This window comes from Cronobacter sakazakii (assembly GCF_000982825.1).
Classification (GTDB): Bacteria; Pseudomonadota; Gammaproteobacteria; order Enterobacterales; family Enterobacteriaceae; genus Cronobacter; species Cronobacter sakazakii.
Genome location: NZ_CP011047.1, coordinates 374,442 through 391,670 on the forward strand (window position 1 = coordinate 374,442; position 17,229 = coordinate 391,670).

A 17,229-nucleotide genomic window follows, 5' to 3' on the forward strand; every position below is an offset into this window, starting at 1 on the left:
TGAAAGCATCAGGGTATAAATGGAATAAAAGGATTAATTAAAGACTTTTACCGATGGCAGCACGTTGCCGTGGCAATCGAAAAACGCCTGGTTTTCGCGGGCGTTGCCGGTTTTCCATTCGTCATGGATATATTTCATGCCCGCAGGCGTCGCCCAGGTGTTCCCCGGTACGGCAATCCAGGCCGGCTCCCAGTAAAAAATGCCTTTGCCGCGATGGTTTTCGACGTTCGCCACGCTCTGCATCAGGTCATGCACGTAGTCGTACTGGCCCTGCACCGTCGCCGGGTAGCCGCCCTCTTTTTCCTCTTTCTGCTGGAAGCTGTTTTCGGCGTTGTCGCAGTTCTCCAGCGTGTACGCATAGGCGGCTTCCACCACAATCACATCTTTGTTGTAGCGCTTGCTAATGTCGTCCATGTTGGCTTTCAGCGCGCTGATGGGGCCGTTCCAGTAGGTGTACATGGAAAGACCAATGACATCGAACGGCACCTGGCGTTTGGTGATTTCATCGAACCACCAGCGGAAGGTGTCGTTTTTGGTGCCTTCGGCCAGATGCAGCATGATTTTCACCTGCTCGCCCTGGGTCAGGTTTTCGCGCAGGCCGCTGATAGCAGCGTTCAGCAGCCCGGCGAGACGATCAAACTCGCCGCCGCCCTGCCCCCAGCTTTTGCCTTCCGGCCACAGAATGCCGCCGTTAATTTCATTGCCGATCTGCACCATATCCGGCAGCACGCCCGCCTTTTTGAATTCGGCGATGGTGTCGCGGGTGTAGTCGTGGATCGTGGTTTTGAGCTGGTCGTAGTTCTGGTTTTCCCAGGCTTTCGGCTTGAACTGCTTGCCGGGGTCGGTCCAGAAATCGCTGTAGTGGAAATCGAGCAGCAGGCGCATCCCCTGCGCTTTCACGCGTTTTGCCAGCGCAAGCGTGGTGGCGAGATCGTTGGTGCCGCCGCCGTAAGGCGCGCCCGCGCTGTCTTTCGGGTCAACCCACAGGCGCAGGCGCACGTAGTTCACGCCGTTCTCGCGCAAAATGGTCAGCGCGTCCTGTTGCTTGTGGTCAGCGTCGTAGAACTTCGCGCCCTGGCGCTCCAGCTCCGGCAGTGTGGAGATATCCGCACCTTTGATAAAATTCGCCGGGAGGTTAAGCGGCTTTGGCGTTATCTGCGTCATGTTGGCGGCGAAAGCGGAAAAACAGCAGGCCAGCGAGACAGCAAGCAGTGCGGGTTTACACAGTTTCATCAGATTATCCTTTGGTACTGCCGGAGGTCAGACCGGAGACGAAGTATTTTTGTAAGGCCAGATAGAGAATCGCGACCGGCACCGCAATCAGCACCGCGCCCGCGGCGTAGGTGGTGTAGCTCGCGCCCATCTTCTGCGCGACCAGGTTATAAAGCCCAATCGGCAGCGTGTATTTATCCGGCGTGCGCAGAATGGTGCTGGAGAGAATGAAATCCCCGAGCGGCCCGGTAAAAGAGAACAGCGCCACCACCGCCACAATCGGTTTAGAGAGCGGCATGATGATTTCGATGAAAATCCGGAAGTTGCTGGCGCCGTCCATGCGCGCGGATTCGTCGAGGTCTTTCGGAATAGCGTCCAGATAGCCTTTCATCAGGTACGTGTTCATCGGGATCATCCCGGCGACGTAAATCAGCACCAGCGCCAGGTGGCTGTTAATCAGCCCGAGCAGCTGCGAGAGCACGAAAATGGCGATCAGCGCGGAAAACTGCGGGATCATCTGCAACAGCAGGAACAGCATCAGCCCGTTCTGGCGGCCCTTAAAGCGAAAGCGCGAGAACGCATAGGCGGTGAAGCTGACGCTGATTAACGTCAGCACCATCGTCAGGAAGCTGATTTTCATCGAGTTCCAGTACCAGGTGACGTAATTCACCTGGCCGTTGAAGAGATCGGCGTAGTGCTGGAACGAGAGGTTTTCCGGAATTATCGAGCTGCTGAGCAGGCTGTTGCCCGCGTTCAGCGACGCGCCTACCGTCCAGATCAGCGGATAAATAATGATCGTGCTGACCGTCAGGATCAGCAGCCACGACAGCGAGAGCCGCAGCCACTTTTCCTGTTTCATGCTTTGTCTTTTAGCCATGGTGTCTCCTTATGCCGTCTCGTCATTTTTGAACGACTTCGTGGCGCGGAACTGCCACAGCGCCAGCCCCACCACAAAAATGGAGAGCAGAATGGTTATCGTCGCGGCGATGGCGTACTGGGACGAAGACATCGTCAGCTTGTAGATCCACGAGACCAGAATATCGGTGCCGCCCGCGTTGGAGCCGGCCACCGCAGGCCCGCCGTTGTTAAACAGGTAGATGATGTTGAAGTTGTTAAAGTTGAACGTGTATTGCGTGATGATGATGGGCGCAATCGCGTAGAGCACCAGCGGCAGCGTAATGGTGCGCAGGCGCGTCCAGGTGCTGGCCCCATCCATTTTCGCGGCCTCATACAAATCATCCGGGATCGCCTGCAGCACGCCGGTGGTCATCGCGAAGACAAACGGGAAGCCAAGCCACGTCTGCATCACGATGAGCGCGGTTTTGGTCCAGAACGGATCGGTCATCCAGGGTTTCGGCGCGATGTTGAAGAACGCCAGGATCGCGTTGTTAATCACCCCGAAGCTGTCGTTAAACATCCCGGCGAACACCAGAATGGTGACAAAGCCCGGCACCGCCCACGGCAGAATGAAAATGGTGCGGATAAGCGGCTTAAAGCGCAGATCTTTCTGGTTCACCAGAATCGCCAGCAGCACGCCCACGGTGCACTGGAATGTGGTGGCGAGCAGGGTCCAGACCACCGTCCACTGCAACACGTCAAAGAATGTCGAGCGCCAGATGGAGAGCGTGAAAATATTGACGAAATTCTTAAGCCCCACCCAGTCCACTAGCTTCGCAGGCGGCGTGTGGTAGAGGTTGTAGTTGGTGAACGCGATGGCGAAACCAAAAAGGATCGGGAATACGACCAGGAACACCAGCAGAATAAAGCCGGGCGCAATCATCAGATACGGAAAGCCGTCCGAGAGCAGCAGCTGGTACTGTTTACGCACGCTGTTAAGCGTCAGCCCTTCGTCGCGGCGCTTGCCGTTCACCCACGCGTCGCGCAGCGAGAAGTAATAGACCGTCAGCCCAAAGCCCACCACCAGCAGGCTCAGAATCCCTTCTGCCAGCAGGAAGATGGAGTTGTCGCGCGGCACCTCTTCACCGAGCGTATAAAGCCCCCACAGCCCCACACGCAGGAAATCGTGAAACACCCCGAGAAAGCTTGCGAGCAACACCAGAAAGGTGACGCCTTTTAGCCACTGACGGTTATAAAACTGGCCCACGCCCGGCAACAGAGCGCAGAGCAGCGCGCACCAGGCGTGTCGGCCCGCCCCTCGGGCAACGGGCATCTTTTCGCTGGGACTGATAATCACACACGGCTCCTTCTGAAAACGGGAGGCGCCCCTCCCGCTTTTAACGGTTCATCCGGCGACGCCCGCAGACGCCGCCGGGTACGGCTTACTGATTACTGGCCTGCATCGCTTCGATCTGCATGGTTATCTGTTTCACCGCGTTATCGAGCGCGGTTTTCGGCTCCTGCTTGCCGGTGACGCTCAGCTCCAGCGCCGCGTTGGCAGGCGCCCACACTTCGCCCATTTCAGGAATGCCCGGCATCGCGCTGGCGCGTGCCGCCTGTACGGCCACCGCACTCGCTTTCTGGTCGCCTTTAATTACCGGATCGTCCATCAGCGCCACCAGCGGCGGGATCTCGCGGGTCGCGATGTAGCGCGTTTTCACATACTGCGGCTGGTTGATGAACTCAATAAACTGCTGCGCCAGGGCTTTGTCTTTGCTCCAGGTGGAAACCACGTAGCCTTTCACGCCGAGGAACGAGCTCATCGGTTTGCCGTCCGGCAGCGTCGGCAGCGGCGCCACGCCGTAGTTAATGCCTGCGGCTTCGTAAGGCTGGAACGCCCACGGGCCGTTAATCACCGCCGCCGCTTTTTTCTCGGTAAACAGCGAATCGATGGCGTTCAGGCCGTTATCGCCGATGATCCCGGCCGGGAAGACGCCGTCGGCATAGAATTTTTTCAGGAAGGTGACGGCTTCCACCGCGCCGGGCTTGTTGAGGCCGACATCCAGCGGGTTAAAGCCGCCTTTGTCGTTTTTCCCGAAGATGTAGCCGCCCATCGGGCCGATAGCGCCCCAGCTGTAGTAAATCTGGTCAAACTTGGCGAGCAGGCCGTACTGGTTTTTCGCGCGCTGCGCTTTGGAGAAGTCATACCAGGCCTGCAGGCTGTCGAACGGCTTTTCCACCAGATCTTTGTTGTAGATAAGCACCAGCGTTTCAACGGCTTTCGGCACGCCGTACTGGGCGTTATCCATGCGGAACGCCGCAATGGAAGATGGCGTAAAGGCGTCGGTCTGCGCTTTATCAAGCGTCAGCGGCGATAGCAGCCCCTGCACCACCGCGCCGCCCAGCTGATCGTTTGGGATCACCAGCACATCCGGGCCGATCCCCGCCGGGCCGTCGAGACGCAGTTTTTCCAGCTGTTGGGCGAACGGCATCTCCTGCATGTTCACTTTCACGTCGTACTGCTTTTCAAAAGCCGCCACGGCATCCTTAATTCCGGCGGATTTTTTAATGTCTTCCCACACGTTAAGCTGTCGGGTCGCCGCGCTGGCACCAGCGCTGACCATCAGGGCGGAGAGAACCAGGGCGGTAAGGATGTTCTTTTTCATTATCAACCTCATGTGAAGGTATAACAATTAAGTCGTTTTTATTTGGTGCTTCGCTTCTGTTTTAAAACTCAACCGCTGTAACCACGCAGCCTGCGAAAGCCCACTCAGCGCGTTTCCATTTTGTTATACGCTACGCTGCCAACCCTGATAACTCTACAAAAAACTGTGCGTTGTGTGATCGTCGTTACAGAAATGAAAACCGGCGATAGGGGGCGAAATCCGGGGAAGTTATAGTCATGACACTGATTTAAAGCCGTTGCGTATCACTCCGCTGAATTGTTACACGTAATACAAAATAAGGTTCAGCGCCCGTCAGAAACGCCCGCGGCCACCACGGCTTACACTTTCGAGGAACCCTGATGTCCAGCATAAGACTGAGGAATGTCACCAAACGGTTCGGGAAAACCGAAACCCTGCACAATATCAATCTCGATATTGCCGACGGCGAATTTGCGGTGTTCGTCGGGCCGTCCGGCTGCGGAAAGTCCACGCTGCTGCGCATGATCGCGGGCCTTGAAGAGGTGAGCGACGGCGAGGTGCTGATTGGCGATGAGGTGATGAACGATGTCGCGCCCGCGCACCGCGGCGTGGCGATGGTTTTTCAGTCCTACGCGCTCTACCCGCACATGACGGTGGCGGAGAACATGGGCTACGGGCTGAAGGTCAATAAAGTGCCGAAAGATCAGATCCGTCATCAGGTGGAGATGGTGGCGAAAACGCTGCAACTCTCGCACCTGCTGGACCGCAAACCCAAACAGCTCTCCGGCGGCCAGCGCCAGCGCGTGGCGATTGGCCGCGCGATTGTGCGTAACCCGCAGGTGTTTATGTTCGACGAGCCGCTCTCGAACCTTGACGCTGAACTGCGCGTTGAGATGCGTCTGCATATCGCGAGGCTCCACCAGGAGCTGAAAACCACGATGGTGTATGTCACGCACGATCAGGTCGAGGCGATGACGCTCGCCGATAAAATCGTGGTGATGAATTACGGCAAGGTGGAGCAGATGGGCTCACCGATGGCGCTTTACTACAACCCGGTGAATAAATTCGTGGCCGGGTTTATCGGCTCGCCGAAGATGAATTTCCTGCCAGCCACCGTGGCGCGCTGGGAAGAAGGCGCGCTGGACGTCACGCTCTCGCAGGGCAAAACGCTGCGGCTCGCCATTCACACCGCGCCGCTGAAGCAAGGCGATGCGGTGACGCTGGGTATTCGCCCGGAGCATCTCTCCACCGGCGCGCAGACGGAAGCCTCGTTAACCTTTAACTGCGAAGTGGTGGAGCGCCTTGGCAACAACACGTACCTGTTTGGCCAGTGTTACGGGCATGACAACGTGAAAATTCTGCTACCGGGCGACGTGCATTTCAGCCCGTGGCAGGCGGTGGAAGTGGGCTTTAACCCGCGCGACTGTATGGTGTTTGACGCCGACGGCCTGCGCATCAGCGCCGAAACGGACGTCCCGCACGCGCATTAATGTTCTCCTGCGTCGGTCCAGGGCGGGCCGACGATTTTCCCGCCGCTTTTCGGATTTCACAAAGGTTCCTTCCCCTAATCGCTGTATATAATACCAGTATTTTGCAGGCTGGCTTTGCTGCCGTTTAAGGAGGAACTATGTCGACATTATCCGTGCTCCCTGAAGTTTTACCCGAGGCGCTGGCGTTACCCGCGCCCGCCGCGCTGACCGAGCTGCGCCGCATCCGCGTGAGCTACGCCAGCCGCTTTCATGACGGCGTGAGCCTTGCCGCGCTGACGCTTCGCGGCAAATGGCTGGAGGAAGCCGGTTTCCCTACCGGCACCGATGCAGATGTGCGGGTGATGCCCGGCTGTATTGTCATTACGGCGCGCGCGCCGGAGCCGGAAGATCCGCCGCTGTTGAGATCCCTGCGCCGCGTCTGCAAGCTGTCGGTGCGCAAGCAACAACAGGTGCAGGAGTTCATCGAGGTCATCGCCGGCAAGCGTAAAAAGAAAGTGTGAATGCGCGCGGGCAACACGCCGCCCGCGCCGGGGTTTAATACGTATCGTCGCGTCGCAGCCCGACGTCGCGCAGCTGCGCCTCGTTCATTCTGCTGAGCACTTTTCGGGTCTGCGCGCGCAGCCGCCAGGCTTTCCAGGCGCGCCAGATCAGTATGAAGCCGATAAATGGTCTGCGGGGTCGGTTCTCGTGAAATTCCATCGTCGCTCTCCTGTATCAGGCTGAGCCTTATGATGGCCGGGATCGCCGGTAACAATACAGATTCACAAAATCTATTTGTTAACCATACAGAAGCGCGACAGATGCGGCTGAAAGGCGTATTGTGCCGTTATCTGTACCGGTTTTGTGATCTGTACTGTATTAATGGAGCATACAGCATGACGCGTTATCAGCACCTCGCCTGCCTGCTGGCGGAGCGTATCGAACAGGGCCTTTATCGCCACGGTGAAAGACTGCCGTCGGTGCGCAGCCTGAGCCAGGAGCATGGCGTCAGCATCAGCACCGTGCAGCAGGCGTATCTGGTGCTGGAGAATCAGCAGCTTATTGTGCCGCGCCCGCGCTCGGGGTATTTTGTCGCGCCGCGTAAAATGCAGCCGCCGGTGCCTGCGATGACGCGCCCGGTACAGCGCCCGGTCGAGGTGACGCAGTGGGATGAAGTGATGACGCTCCTCGACGGGCGCGGCAATAAAAGCCTGACCACATTCGGCGGCGGCGCGCCGGATATCAACCACCCTACGCTTAAGCCGCTCTGGCGCGAGATGAGCCGCGTGGTGCAACACAATCAGCTAGATGTCTTTAGCTATGACGACCTGGCGGGCCGCCCGGAACTGCGCCAGCAGGTAGCCCGCCTGATGCTGGATGGCGGCGCGAACATCAGCGCCGACGAGCTCATCATCACCAGCGGCTGCCACAATGCGCTCTCTGTCGCTCTGCTGGCCGTCTGCAAGCCCGGCGATATCGTCGCTGTGGAATCGCCCTGTTACTACGGCACCATGCAGCTGCTGCGAAGCCTCGATATCAAAGCCATTGAGATCCCGACCGATTCGCAGACCGGCATCAGCGTCGAAGCGCTTGAGCTGGCGCTGGAGCAGTGGCCGATTAAAGGCGTGATCCTGGTGCCGAACTGCAATAACCCGCTCGGCTTTATCATGCCCGATGCTCGCAAGCGCGCGGTGCTGGCGCTGGCCCAGCGCCACGACATTATCCTTTTTGAAGACGATATCTATGGCGAGCTGGCAACCGAATACCCGCGTCCCCGCACCATCAAATCCTGGGATATCGACGGGCGCGTCATACTGTGCAGCTCGGTGACGAAAACGCTCGCCCCCGGCCTGCGGGTGGGCTGGATAGCGCCGGGGCGTTATCACGAGCGTGTGCTGCAGATGAAATACGCCGCCAGCGGCACCAACGTGCCTGCCACGCAGCTCGCGGTAGCGGCGTTTATCCGCGACGGCCACTATCACCGTCACCTGCGCCGGATGCGCCAGCACTATCAGCGCCAGATGGAGACCTACACCTGCTGGGTGCGTGAATATTTCCCGCGCGGCATCTGCGTCACGCGCCCTAAAGGCGGGTTTATGCTCTGGATAGAACTGCCGGAGAGCGTCGATATTGTCTGTGTGGCGCGTCAGTTAACGCGCCTTGAAATTCGTGTCGCCCCCGGCTCGCTCTTTTCCGCCTCGGGCAAATACCGCAACTGCCTGCGCATCAACTGCGCGTTGCCTGCCAGCGAGCATTACCGTGAGGCGCTGCAACAGATTGGCGAAGCGCTGCATCACGCCATGGAAGAGAGCTGAGACTCCGGAGTTATCCCCTGTCGCAACCGCCGCATGGGTTATATGCTTAACGCATGGAAAAATTAGCTGAATTAAAGCGCGCCAAGCGTCTGGCGCTAGGCCTGCTGCTGACGGCGGCGGCGACATTTGTCACCACGTTATTTTTGCCGCCCGGTTTCTGGGTCAGCGGCGTTAAGGCTATCGCGGAAGCCGCGATGGTGGGCGCGCTGGCGGACTGGTTCGCCGTGGTGGCGCTGTTTCGCCGTGTGCCTATTCCTTTTATCTCGCGCCACACCGCGATTATTCCCCGTAAAAAAGACCGCATCGGCGAAAACCTCGGGCAGTTTGTGCAGGAGAAATTCCTCGATACCAACTCGCTGATCGCGCTGATCCGCCGCCACGAACCGGCGCAACTGCTCGGCCAGTGGCTCAGTCAGCCCGCCAACGCGCAGCGCGTGGGCCAGAACCTGGTGCAGGTGATGAGCGGTTTTTTGGAACTCACCGACGACAGCCGTATTCAGGGGTTATTAAAACGCGCCGTACACAAGGCGATTGATAAGGTCGATCTCACCCAGACCAGCGCGCTGATGCTGGAGAGCATGACCAAAAACAACCGTCATCAGGTGCTGCTGGATGCGCTTATCGGCAGACTGATTCGCCTGGTGCAGAAGCAGAGCACGCGTGATTTTATCGCCCGCCAGATTGTCCACTGGCTGAAGACCGAGCACCCGCGTAAAGCGAAAATCCTGCCTACCGAGTGGCTTGGCGAACACAGCGCCGAGTTGGTCTCCAGCGCCGTCAATTCCATGCTTGATGACATCAGCCACGACCAGGCGCACCAGTTGCGTCTGGCCTTTGACCGCATTACCGTGGATTTCATCGAGAAGCTGAAAAGCGACCCGGAGATGGCCGAGCGCGCCGACGGCATTAAGGCGTATCTGAAAGAGGACGAGGCGTTTAACCGCTACCTGGCGGAGCTGTGGGGCGATGTGCGCGGCTGGCTGAAGAACGACATGCAGGCGGAGGATTCCCGCACCCGCCAGCGGATCGCCGATGCCGGGCAGTGGTTCGGCGAATCGCTGATGGCCGACAGCGCCCTGCGCGCCTCGTTCAACGAACATCTCGAACAGGCCGCGACCACCGTCGCGCCCGAGTTCGCCACGTTCCTGACGCGCCATATCAGCGACACGGTAAAAAGCTGGGACGCGCGCGAGATGTCGCAGCAGATAGAGCTCAACATCGGCAAAGACTTACAGTTTATCCGCATCAACGGCACGCTGGTCGGCGGCACCATCGGGCTGGTGCTGTATCTGTTGTCGCAGATACCCCGCCTGCTCTGAGCCGTTATTACCGTACAAACACCTGCGCGATGCGCCGGGATTTTAAAAAGTACGGAAGCCAGCATGTGACGCCGATAAACGCTGACAGGACGCTGCGAATGCTGCTGTTATCCCAGCTCGCGCCAAACAGGCTCACCGGCAGCACAGCGAACCACAGCGCGCTTACCACCCCCGCCAGATAGTAGATAACCATCGCGCGGGGCGTGTGCCGCTTACGCCGAAAGAAATGCCAGCTTGCATACGCCGTGATGCCAATAAGCGCCACTAACAGCACCACCGCGCCTGCGGCATACCACGTAATAATGCCCGAGCGGCTGAAGTACGCGCTTATCGCACTGACCAGATCAAAAAACTCTACCGGCAGAAAGATCAGGCTGAAAATAAGCCCGGCGGCTGGCAAGTACAGTAACCCGTTAATTTTACTGGCTTCCGCTTTTTCGCAAGCGTGACATAACCCCGACTCTTTGTTCGGCTCGTTTTCATTGCACTGGATGCACTTCATTTTCTTTCCCTGTTAATTTCACTTAAATTAAAAATTGCGAAGTAATGATGAAATATCACAGGCAGCATAACGCAAGCGGAGGGCGTGGCGAAGGGAATTGATTCATGGTCTGACGTCGCGCAGTGTTAAAAGAGCGTGTTTAATTCCATCCGGGCGCACTGAAATGAAAATAACCAATACGGAATTTAATGTCCTGAGAGTCATGGCTGAAAAAGAGACCGACTGGACGTGGATAATGCTGGATCGCACGCTTGCCATTCGTGGCATTGAAGGGTTTAGCAATGTTGCGAATATTGTTACCGGCCTTGTGAATAATGGAATGGTTGAGGCTGTGTATATCGAAAACGCTTCGAAGCCCCGTTACCGCGTATCAGAACAAGGTCACCAGTTATTAAGGGAAAACAATAATAATTAACGAGGCTGAATTCAGCATTCTGACGCTATTAGCGTCCAGAGCCGAAGTGAAATGGACCTGGTATAGTCTCTATTGCGCCTCCTATAGATATAGCGCAATAAATGCGCACGCCCCCGGCAGTAGAGTCAGAGATTGAGAAGTCTGAGCAAGACAAGGAAACACAGCAGGTTAACTCACTCTTGAAGGAGGAATGTTATGGATCGCATTATTCAGTCACCCGGTAAATACATTCAGGGCGCGGGCGTGCTCTCCCGCATCGGCGACTATTTAAAGCCGCTGGCTGAACGCTGGCTGGTCGTCGGGGATAAATTCGTGCTCGGTTTTGCAGAGGAGACGCTGCGCCAGAGCTTTAAACAGGCGGAGCTTAGCGTCGAAATCGCGCCGTTTGGCGGCGAATGCTCGCAAAATGAAATCGACCGCCTGCGTAAGCTCGCCGACAGCGCCAGCTGTACCGCTGTGCTGGGCATCGGCGGCGGTAAAACGCTCGATACCGCAAAAGCGCTGGCGCACTTTATGGCGGTGCCGGTCGCTATCGCGCCGACCATCGCTTCCACCGACGCGCCGTGCAGCGCGCTTTCGGTGATTTATACCGACAGCGGCGAGTTCGACCGCTACCTGATGCTGCCGCACAACCCGAATATTGTTATCGTCGACACGCAGGTTGTCGCGGGGGCCCCGGCGCGCCTGCTGGCGTCCGGCATTGGCGATGCGCTGGCCACCTGGTTTGAAGCGCGCGCCTGCTCGCGTAGCGGTGCCACCACCATGGCGGGCGGCAAATGCACCCAGGCCGCGCTGGCGCTTGCCGAGCTGTGCTACAACACGCTGCTTGAGCAGGGAGAAAAAGCGATGCTGGCCGCCGAACAGCACGTCGTCACCCCGGCGCTTGAGCGCATTATCGAAGCCAACACGTACCTGAGCGGCGTGGGCTTTGAGAGCGGCGGCCTGGCCGCGGCCCATGCCATCCACAACGGGCTGACCGCCATTCCGGATGCGCATCATTACTATCATGGCGAGAAAGTCGCCTTCGGCACGCTCACCCAGTTGGTGCTGGAAAATGCGCCGTCAGAAGAGATCGAAACGGTTGCCGCGCTTTGCCACAGCGTCGGGCTGCCCATCACGCTCGCGCAACTGGATATTAAAGAGGATGTGCAAACCAAAATGCGCCTGGTGGCGCAGGCGGCGTGCGCAGAGGGCGAAACCATTCACAGGTGATGCTGCCAACTTACTGATTTAGTGTATGATGGTGTTTTTGAGGTGCTCCAGTGGCTTCTGTTTCTATCAGCTGTCCCTCCTGTTCAGCTACTGACGGGGTGGTGCGTAACGGCAAAAGCACCGCCGGACATCAGCGCTATCTCTGCTCTCACTGCCGTAAAACATGGCAACTGCAGTTCACTTACACCGCTTCTCAACCCGGTACGCACCAGAAAATCATTGATATGGCCATGAATGGCGTTGGATGCCGGGCAACCGCCCGCATTATGGGCGTTGGCCTCAACACGATTTTCCGCCATTTAAAAAACTCAGGCCGCAGTCGGTAACCTCGCGCATACAGCCGGGCAGTGACGTCATCGTCTGCGCGGAAATGGACGAACAGTGGGGATACGTCGGGGCTAAATCGCGCCAGCGCTGGCTGTTTTACGCGTATGACAGGCTCCGGAAGACGGTTGTTGCGCACGTATTCGGTGAACGCACTATGGCGACGCTGGGGCGTCTTATGAGCCTGCTGTCACCCTTTGACGTGGTGATATGGATGACGGATGGCTGGCCGCTGTATGAATCCCGCCTGAAGGGAAAGCTGCACGTAATCAGCAAGCGATATACGCAGCGAATTGAGCGGCATAACCTGAATCTGAGGCAGCACCTGGCACGGCTGGGACGGAAGTCGCTGTCGTTCTCAAAATCGGTGGAGCTGCATGACAAAGTCATCGGGCATTATCTGAACATAAAACACTATCAATAAGTTGGAGTCATTACCGTATCCAGCATGCTGTTATGGATAATCAACAATGCCGTCTGGGCAAAAACGCCATTGCGACCGGAAACCTGATCGCGTAAATGGGAAATATAGTTTTCCGTAAATGCAGGCGTAGTATTACCGTGCAATACCGGAATAAGCTGGATACCATTACATGATACGTAAGAAAGATGCTGTTCCGGCGCAATCTCTATCGTATTTCCATCAGCCAATGAGTCGAAAGCCTTCCAGAGTTTTAAGGCGTTGTCAGGATCTGGAGATTTGAACTGGTAGCGTTCACCAGGCTGGATGATGCCACCAACCCATTCAATGAAAGTTTCCGCCAGATAGGTTTCATACTGTTTTACGGACATATACGGCGTCTCCACTGTCACTCATTCGCTCCACATTCCCCATGCGTTCATAAAACGCTACCAACATTTGTGTAGACTGATTATCCAGATAAAATCCGCGTTGCTTAAAACCGCTCAGTAGTTCATGCAACCGGAGTTTTTTGCTTTTACCTATGGTTAGGTTGGTCAGTAACAATAACCGATCCTGATTCAGCACCAGCACTTTCCCCGCCCGGCCACGTACCTGGATGAAGTCGGTACAAATCTGGTTTTCAAGTTCGTTGATATATTTTCGGTTTACCGATGCACGTTCGGATTTCTTACCCTGAAATTGTTCAACGGCAACAGATAACAACTGTTTGAAAGCATCTTCAAGATTTGTCGCGCGATCGCGGGAAGGGAGTTGGCGATCCTCAATAAATTCCTGCAAATAATTGTTAAGTTTATTTAATGTCTGTGAAGTAGGATCGGACTCATTCAGGGCATCCTGATAGACCTGCCACAGTGGACGTTTTTTCGAACCTTTGCCCCATTGCAAAACCTCCAGCGCGGACAGTATTGGAAAAAGCTTTTCACTTTGGCTGGCAAACCACTTATAGCCGAAGCGTTTTATCTGGTCCCGTTCAGAGCTGGCTTTTTCGGTATCAAGTATAAAAAAAAGCGACTTACTTTGCGGCTCGCCGTCCTTCCAATTGTCCACATTGAGCGCCAGTTGAGCACACCAGCTAAAAGCATACAAACGCAGGGTATTGGTCAACTCCTGCAAAAGATACTGGGGATGATCGGCCAGAAAGGCCAGATCGGACTGGAAGCAGGTTACCATATAGGGCAGGTAAGGTTGTTCTTCGGCAAACGGACCTTCTCCTAGCACCTTTACCTTCTCATTAAGCTTGTTCAACATTTGCTGTTCGATAAAGTTAAGCTTGTCCTGTATCGGGTAAGTTAAGCTAAACCCCCTCATCAGGTTAGCAAACAGCGTTCCAAGACGTTTATCTGCCATGGAGCCTGCGTTTATCTTTTCCGCATCAAATTGAGCATGGAACAACAAAAAAAGTGGAGAGACTCGAAAGATGTCCTGACTGGAGAAATACATTCGCTCTAGCACCGGCCAGAAAGCTGGCTCATCGATTAATGATTGCAGGTGAGTTTTACAGTCCTCACGAAATTGCTCAATATTATAAGCATCGATTTTGCGCTTCAGGGCATAACTCAGTACCAGACCAGTTACAATTTGCCAGTTAATATTATTGTTTTTATTACGTACTGGTAAATAACTATCAAGTTGGTTATTACCCACTTTTAACTTTTCTGCAATAGAATTCATGATGTTATCCCTCCATGCCACTAATAGTGATCATGTCGTCGTCCGCCCTCGCGCTGTATACCCGCTGTACGCCATCATAAAATTTGATTTCACTACTGGATTTAGCCTTTTCAACGATCAGTTCAACAATTTCATCCAATAGTACAATTGCACTTTTATCATATTTATTCGGACGATACCCGTTATTCAGTTTGTGCAATAACTCAAATAAATTAAGGCCGATACGAACAGGCTCCAGTGATTTTTGGCCCACCTTTAAATAAATGTCAAAACAGGTCGGATGGGCTGTATTTTTCTTGAAAATGGCATCCCAATCAGGTTTCAGTGCAACTGGCGCGGTGATTTTAACACCTCCAAATTCGCCCAAAAAGAATTCTTCTTTTTGTGTGCTCAATTCAGGAGCTCTGCGGTTCGCGTAGCGCTGTATACCCGCTATAAGTTCTAAAGAATAGAACCGGTTAAGTAATCTTTTCTGTTCCAGATCTGCTGTATAGTTTTTATGCAGATGCCAAATCTCTGAATAATGTTCGAATAATGATTCTTTAAAAAACGCCAAGAATTTATGGTGATAATTATTTCCCAATGACTCGTGTTGCAAAAGCCAGAAGAGTCGGATTAATGAGGCTGCATCTCCCGGCTTAACGCTTTGGCGATCAAAAGTAAGATGTAACTGCTTAAGTGTTCCCAGAAAAGCATCCAGCTCCGGATCAACTAATCCAAGCTCATAGCGCAAAATAAATTGATCGATTTCGTATGTATGCAGTCTGGCAGGATCGAAATCAGAAATTTTTTTTATTAAATCATTTTCAAAGCTATTAAAAAGATTATCAAAAAGATACCCAGGCCCGGTCAATAAGTGATGTAAAAAATCCAATAATGCTCTTGTTGTAACAAATTGATCTTTTATTAACCGGGCTTTAAAAAGCTGAGTAATTAAAACATGCTGAACGCCGGGCATACATAGCATTTTAAAGTTAGCAATAATTTTCAAATCATTACCAAGCGTTTCATCACGTTGATAAATCGTGTAAAACAGATTTTTATCATCATTATTCGTTAAGTTATTTAATAATTTTTTGATAAAAGGAGAATATTCCCGCTCTGCGTCAAACTTGAATTTTTGATAATGTTCGAAATCAAAAAACGTGCAATCACCAATACAAATAGGTCCACTACACTCCTGCTGTTTCGCCAGGAATGCGTCGATCACTAAACGCAGCGCCTGATGGCACTCAGCGCCTTCTCTGGCAAAATTAGCAAGCGGTGATGCTGCCAACTTACTGATTTAGTGTATGATGGTGTTTTTGAGGTGCTCCAGTGGCTTCTGTTTCTATCAGCTGTCCCTCCTGTTCAGCTACTGACGGGGTGGTGCGTAACGGCAAAAGCACCGCCGGACATCAGCGCTATCTCTGCTCTCACTGCCGTAAAACATGGCAACTGCAGTTCACTTACACCGCTTCTCAACCCGGTACGCACCAGAAAATCATTGATATGGCCATGAATGGCGTTGGATGCCGGGCAACCGCCCGCATTATGGGCGTTGGCCTCAACACGATTTTCCGCCATTTAAAAAACTCAGGCCGCAGTCGGTAACCTCGCGCATACAGCCGGGCAGTGACGTCATCGTCTGCGCGGAAATGGACGAACAGTGGGGATACGTCGGGGCTAAATCGCGCCAGCGCTGGCTGTTTTACGCGTATGACAGGCTCCGGAAGACGGTTGTTGCGCACGTATTCGGTGAACGCACTATGGCGACGCTGGGGCGTCTTATGAGCCTGCTGTCACCCTTTGACGTGGTGATATGGATGACGGATGGCTGGCCGCTGTATGAATCCCGCCTGAAGGGAAAGCTGCACGTAATCAGCAAGCGATATACGCAGCGAATTGAGCGGCATAACCTGAATCTGAGGCAGCACCTGGCACGGCTGGGACGGAAGTCGCTGTCGTTCTCAAAATCGGTGGAGCTGCATGACAAAGTCATCGGGCATTATCTGAACATAAAACACTATCAATAAGTTGGAGTCATTACCAGCTCGGGCTACAAGATATTTCAGAATGGCTGGAGCACGAATTAAACGGTTATCCACGGTTAGATCAAGTTCCAGATTATCGAATAATCACCAATGCGCCAGTAAAAGCCTTCAACCCTTATGTAGGTTGGATCCCCTATCAACTTGGAAACGTTGAAGACAAAGAGCTTTACAAATCACTTACGACTATACGCATAAGCAATCCTGTATCAATGTTAATTGAATATGCAAAAAAGGAAGACACGCTTTACAGTGAGCTACCAGCTTTTATGGCAGATTTTTTACAAAAAATGGCGGGTTGCGAGTACAGCATGTCTTGGGTTATCAACCCAGCACAAATAACAAAAATACTCTCTCACATTAAATCAAAAGTCCTTGACTGGGCGTTACTACTTGAAAGTAAAAATATTTTAGGTGAGGGATTGTTGTTTTCTCCTGAAGAAAAACAAGAGGCGGTAGGCATGACGGTAAACAATATCAATAACTTCAATGGACATGTTAATAACTCAGGCGCAATCGGAGCTGGGAATACTGGCGATATTCATCAGCAAAATACCATCACAGCAGGTGATTTCAACTCCCTTGAGCGCCAGCTTAAAGAATACGGCATCGAAGATAATGATATTCGGGATTTGAAACTAGCAATAGATCAATCCTCAGCTCCAACATCATCAAATAACCTTGGTGGGAAGATTGGTAACTGGGTCGGGTCAATGATAGGTAAGGCGTACTCTGGCAGCCTCAAAATTGCAGGTACAGCAGCCCCGGCTCTGCTGACGAATGCAATTTGCGCTTACTTTAATATCCCTGTCTGACCGAGACTCCCGCAGGTTAAAACATGGGGCATAATTGCC

At 54.0% G+C, this 17,229-nt stretch carries 15 protein-coding genes and 3 pseudogenes; 9 read left to right on the plus strand and 9 right to left on the minus strand.

Annotated features, from left to right (window positions below):
• Positions 1–33: 33 nt before the first annotated feature.
• The 4 genes from CSK29544_RS01710 to CSK29544_RS01725 form a co-directional block, all read right to left on the minus strand.
• Positions 34–1,233, minus strand: a complete 1,200-nt coding sequence (locus CSK29544_RS01710; protein WP_007889380.1) for a glycoside hydrolase family 53 protein — start codon at positions 1,231–1,233, stop codon at positions 34–36.
• A 4-nt stretch (positions 1,234–1,237) separates the two neighbouring features.
• Entirely contained in the window at positions 1,238–2,089 is an 852-nt protein-coding gene (locus tag CSK29544_RS01715; RefSeq protein ID WP_004387103.1) for a sugar ABC transporter permease, read from the minus strand.
• 9 nt (positions 2,090–2,098) lie between these two features.
• A complete protein-coding gene (locus CSK29544_RS01720) occupies positions 2,099–3,382 on the minus strand; it encodes a carbohydrate ABC transporter permease (RefSeq protein ID WP_085958989.1) in 1,284 nt (427 codons plus the stop codon).
• Positions 3,383–3,491: 109 nt separating this feature from the next.
• Positions 3,492–4,715: an extracellular solute-binding protein gene (locus CSK29544_RS01725; protein WP_007889385.1), complete on the minus strand. Its 1,224-nt coding sequence runs from the start codon at positions 4,713–4,715 to the stop codon at positions 3,492–3,494.
• A 359-nt stretch (positions 4,716–5,074) separates the two neighbouring features.
• Between CSK29544_RS01725 and CSK29544_RS01730 the strand changes: the two genes are divergently transcribed.
• The gene (locus tag CSK29544_RS01730) at positions 5,075–6,184 is read left to right on the plus strand and encodes an ABC transporter ATP-binding protein (RefSeq protein ID WP_007889389.1); all 1,110 of its coding nucleotides are present in this window, start codon (positions 5,075–5,077) and stop codon (positions 6,182–6,184) included.
• A 137-nt stretch (positions 6,185–6,321) separates the two neighbouring features.
• Positions 6,322–6,684 carry an endoribonuclease SymE gene (symE, locus tag CSK29544_RS01735; RefSeq protein WP_007889390.1) on the plus strand — a complete coding sequence of 121 codons (363 nt, stop codon included), beginning with the start codon at positions 6,322–6,324 and terminating at the stop codon, positions 6,682–6,684.
• A gap of 34 nt (positions 6,685–6,718) precedes the next feature.
• Here the strand turns inward: symE and CSK29544_RS22235 are convergent, their stop codons facing one another.
• Positions 6,719–6,883, minus strand: a complete 165-nt coding sequence (locus tag CSK29544_RS22235) for a DUF1127 domain-containing protein (protein ID WP_004387107.1) — start codon at positions 6,881–6,883, stop codon at positions 6,719–6,721.
• 176 nt (positions 6,884–7,059) lie between these two features.
• On the opposite strand from CSK29544_RS22235, the gene CSK29544_RS01740 reads away from it, so the two are divergent.
• Together CSK29544_RS01740 and CSK29544_RS01745 are read left to right on the plus strand one after the other, a co-directional pair.
• Positions 7,060–8,478, plus strand: coding sequence for an aminotransferase-like domain-containing protein (locus tag CSK29544_RS01740; RefSeq protein ID WP_007889391.1), 1,419 nt, complete (start codon positions 7,060–7,062; stop codon positions 8,476–8,478).
• A gap of 53 nt (positions 8,479–8,531) precedes the next feature.
• A complete protein-coding gene (locus tag CSK29544_RS01745) occupies positions 8,532–9,797 on the plus strand; it encodes a DUF445 domain-containing protein (protein WP_007889392.1) in 1,266 nt (421 codons plus the stop codon).
• Positions 9,798–9,804: 7 nt separating this feature from the next.
• Here the strand turns inward: CSK29544_RS01745 and CSK29544_RS01750 are convergent, their stop codons facing one another.
• Positions 9,805–10,299, minus strand: coding sequence for a DUF2569 domain-containing protein (locus CSK29544_RS01750; protein ID WP_007889395.1), 495 nt, complete (start codon positions 10,297–10,299; stop codon positions 9,805–9,807).
• A gap of 163 nt (positions 10,300–10,462) precedes the next feature.
• On the opposite strand from CSK29544_RS01750, the gene CSK29544_RS01755 reads away from it, so the two are divergent.
• From CSK29544_RS01755 to CSK29544_RS01765, 3 genes and pseudogenes are all read left to right on the plus strand, one after another.
• Positions 10,463–10,714, plus strand: coding sequence for a hypothetical protein (locus CSK29544_RS01755; protein ID WP_007889397.1), 252 nt, complete (start codon positions 10,463–10,465; stop codon positions 10,712–10,714).
• A gap of 195 nt (positions 10,715–10,909) precedes the next feature.
• A pseudogene (locus CSK29544_RS01760) lies at positions 10,910–11,920 on the plus strand (glycerol dehydrogenase); the annotation flags it as partial.
• 56 nt (positions 11,921–11,976) lie between these two features.
• A protein-coding gene (locus tag CSK29544_RS01765) for an IS1-like element IS1B family transposase (RefSeq protein ID WP_095033700.1) occupies positions 11,977–12,674 on the plus strand; the annotation gives its coding sequence in 2 pieces (ribosomal slippage) (positions 11,977–12,226 and positions 12,226–12,674; 699 coding nt in all).
• On the opposite strand, the pseudogene CSK29544_RS01770 reads toward CSK29544_RS01765, so the two are convergent.
• The 3 genes and pseudogenes from CSK29544_RS01770 to dptF form a co-directional block, all read right to left on the minus strand.
• Positions 12,674–13,042 (minus strand): annotated as a pseudogene (locus CSK29544_RS01770) (hypothetical protein); the annotation flags it as partial. The gene CSK29544_RS01765 and the pseudogene CSK29544_RS01770 overlap by 1 nt on opposite strands.
• Positions 13,023–14,345 carry a DNA phosphorothioation-dependent restriction protein DptG gene (gene dptG, locus CSK29544_RS01775; RefSeq protein ID WP_029039766.1) on the minus strand — a complete coding sequence of 441 codons (1,323 nt, stop codon included), beginning with the start codon at positions 14,343–14,345 and terminating at the stop codon, positions 13,023–13,025. The pseudogene CSK29544_RS01770 and the gene dptG, both read right to left, overlap by 20 nt.
• Positions 14,346–14,349: 4 nt before the next feature.
• Positions 14,350–15,606: pseudogene (dptF, locus tag CSK29544_RS01780) on the minus strand (DNA phosphorothioation-dependent restriction protein DptF); the annotation flags it as partial.
• Positions 15,607–15,662: 56 nt separating this feature from the next.
• Between dptF and CSK29544_RS01785 the strand changes: the two are divergent.
• Both CSK29544_RS01785 and CSK29544_RS01790 read left to right on the plus strand, forming a co-directional pair.
• Positions 15,663–16,360, plus strand: a protein-coding gene (locus CSK29544_RS01785) for an IS1-like element IS1B family transposase (protein WP_095033700.1) whose coding sequence is annotated in 2 segments (ribosomal slippage) — positions 15,663–15,912 and positions 15,912–16,360 — 699 coding nt in all. Because the reading frame shifts where the segments join, the coding sequence is not laid out codon by codon here.
• Positions 16,361–16,404: 44 nt separating this feature from the next.
• Positions 16,405–17,190, plus strand: coding sequence for an AbiTii domain-containing protein (locus tag CSK29544_RS01790; protein ID WP_242463461.1), 786 nt, complete (start codon positions 16,405–16,407; stop codon positions 17,188–17,190).
• Positions 17,191–17,229 lie beyond the last annotated feature (39 nt).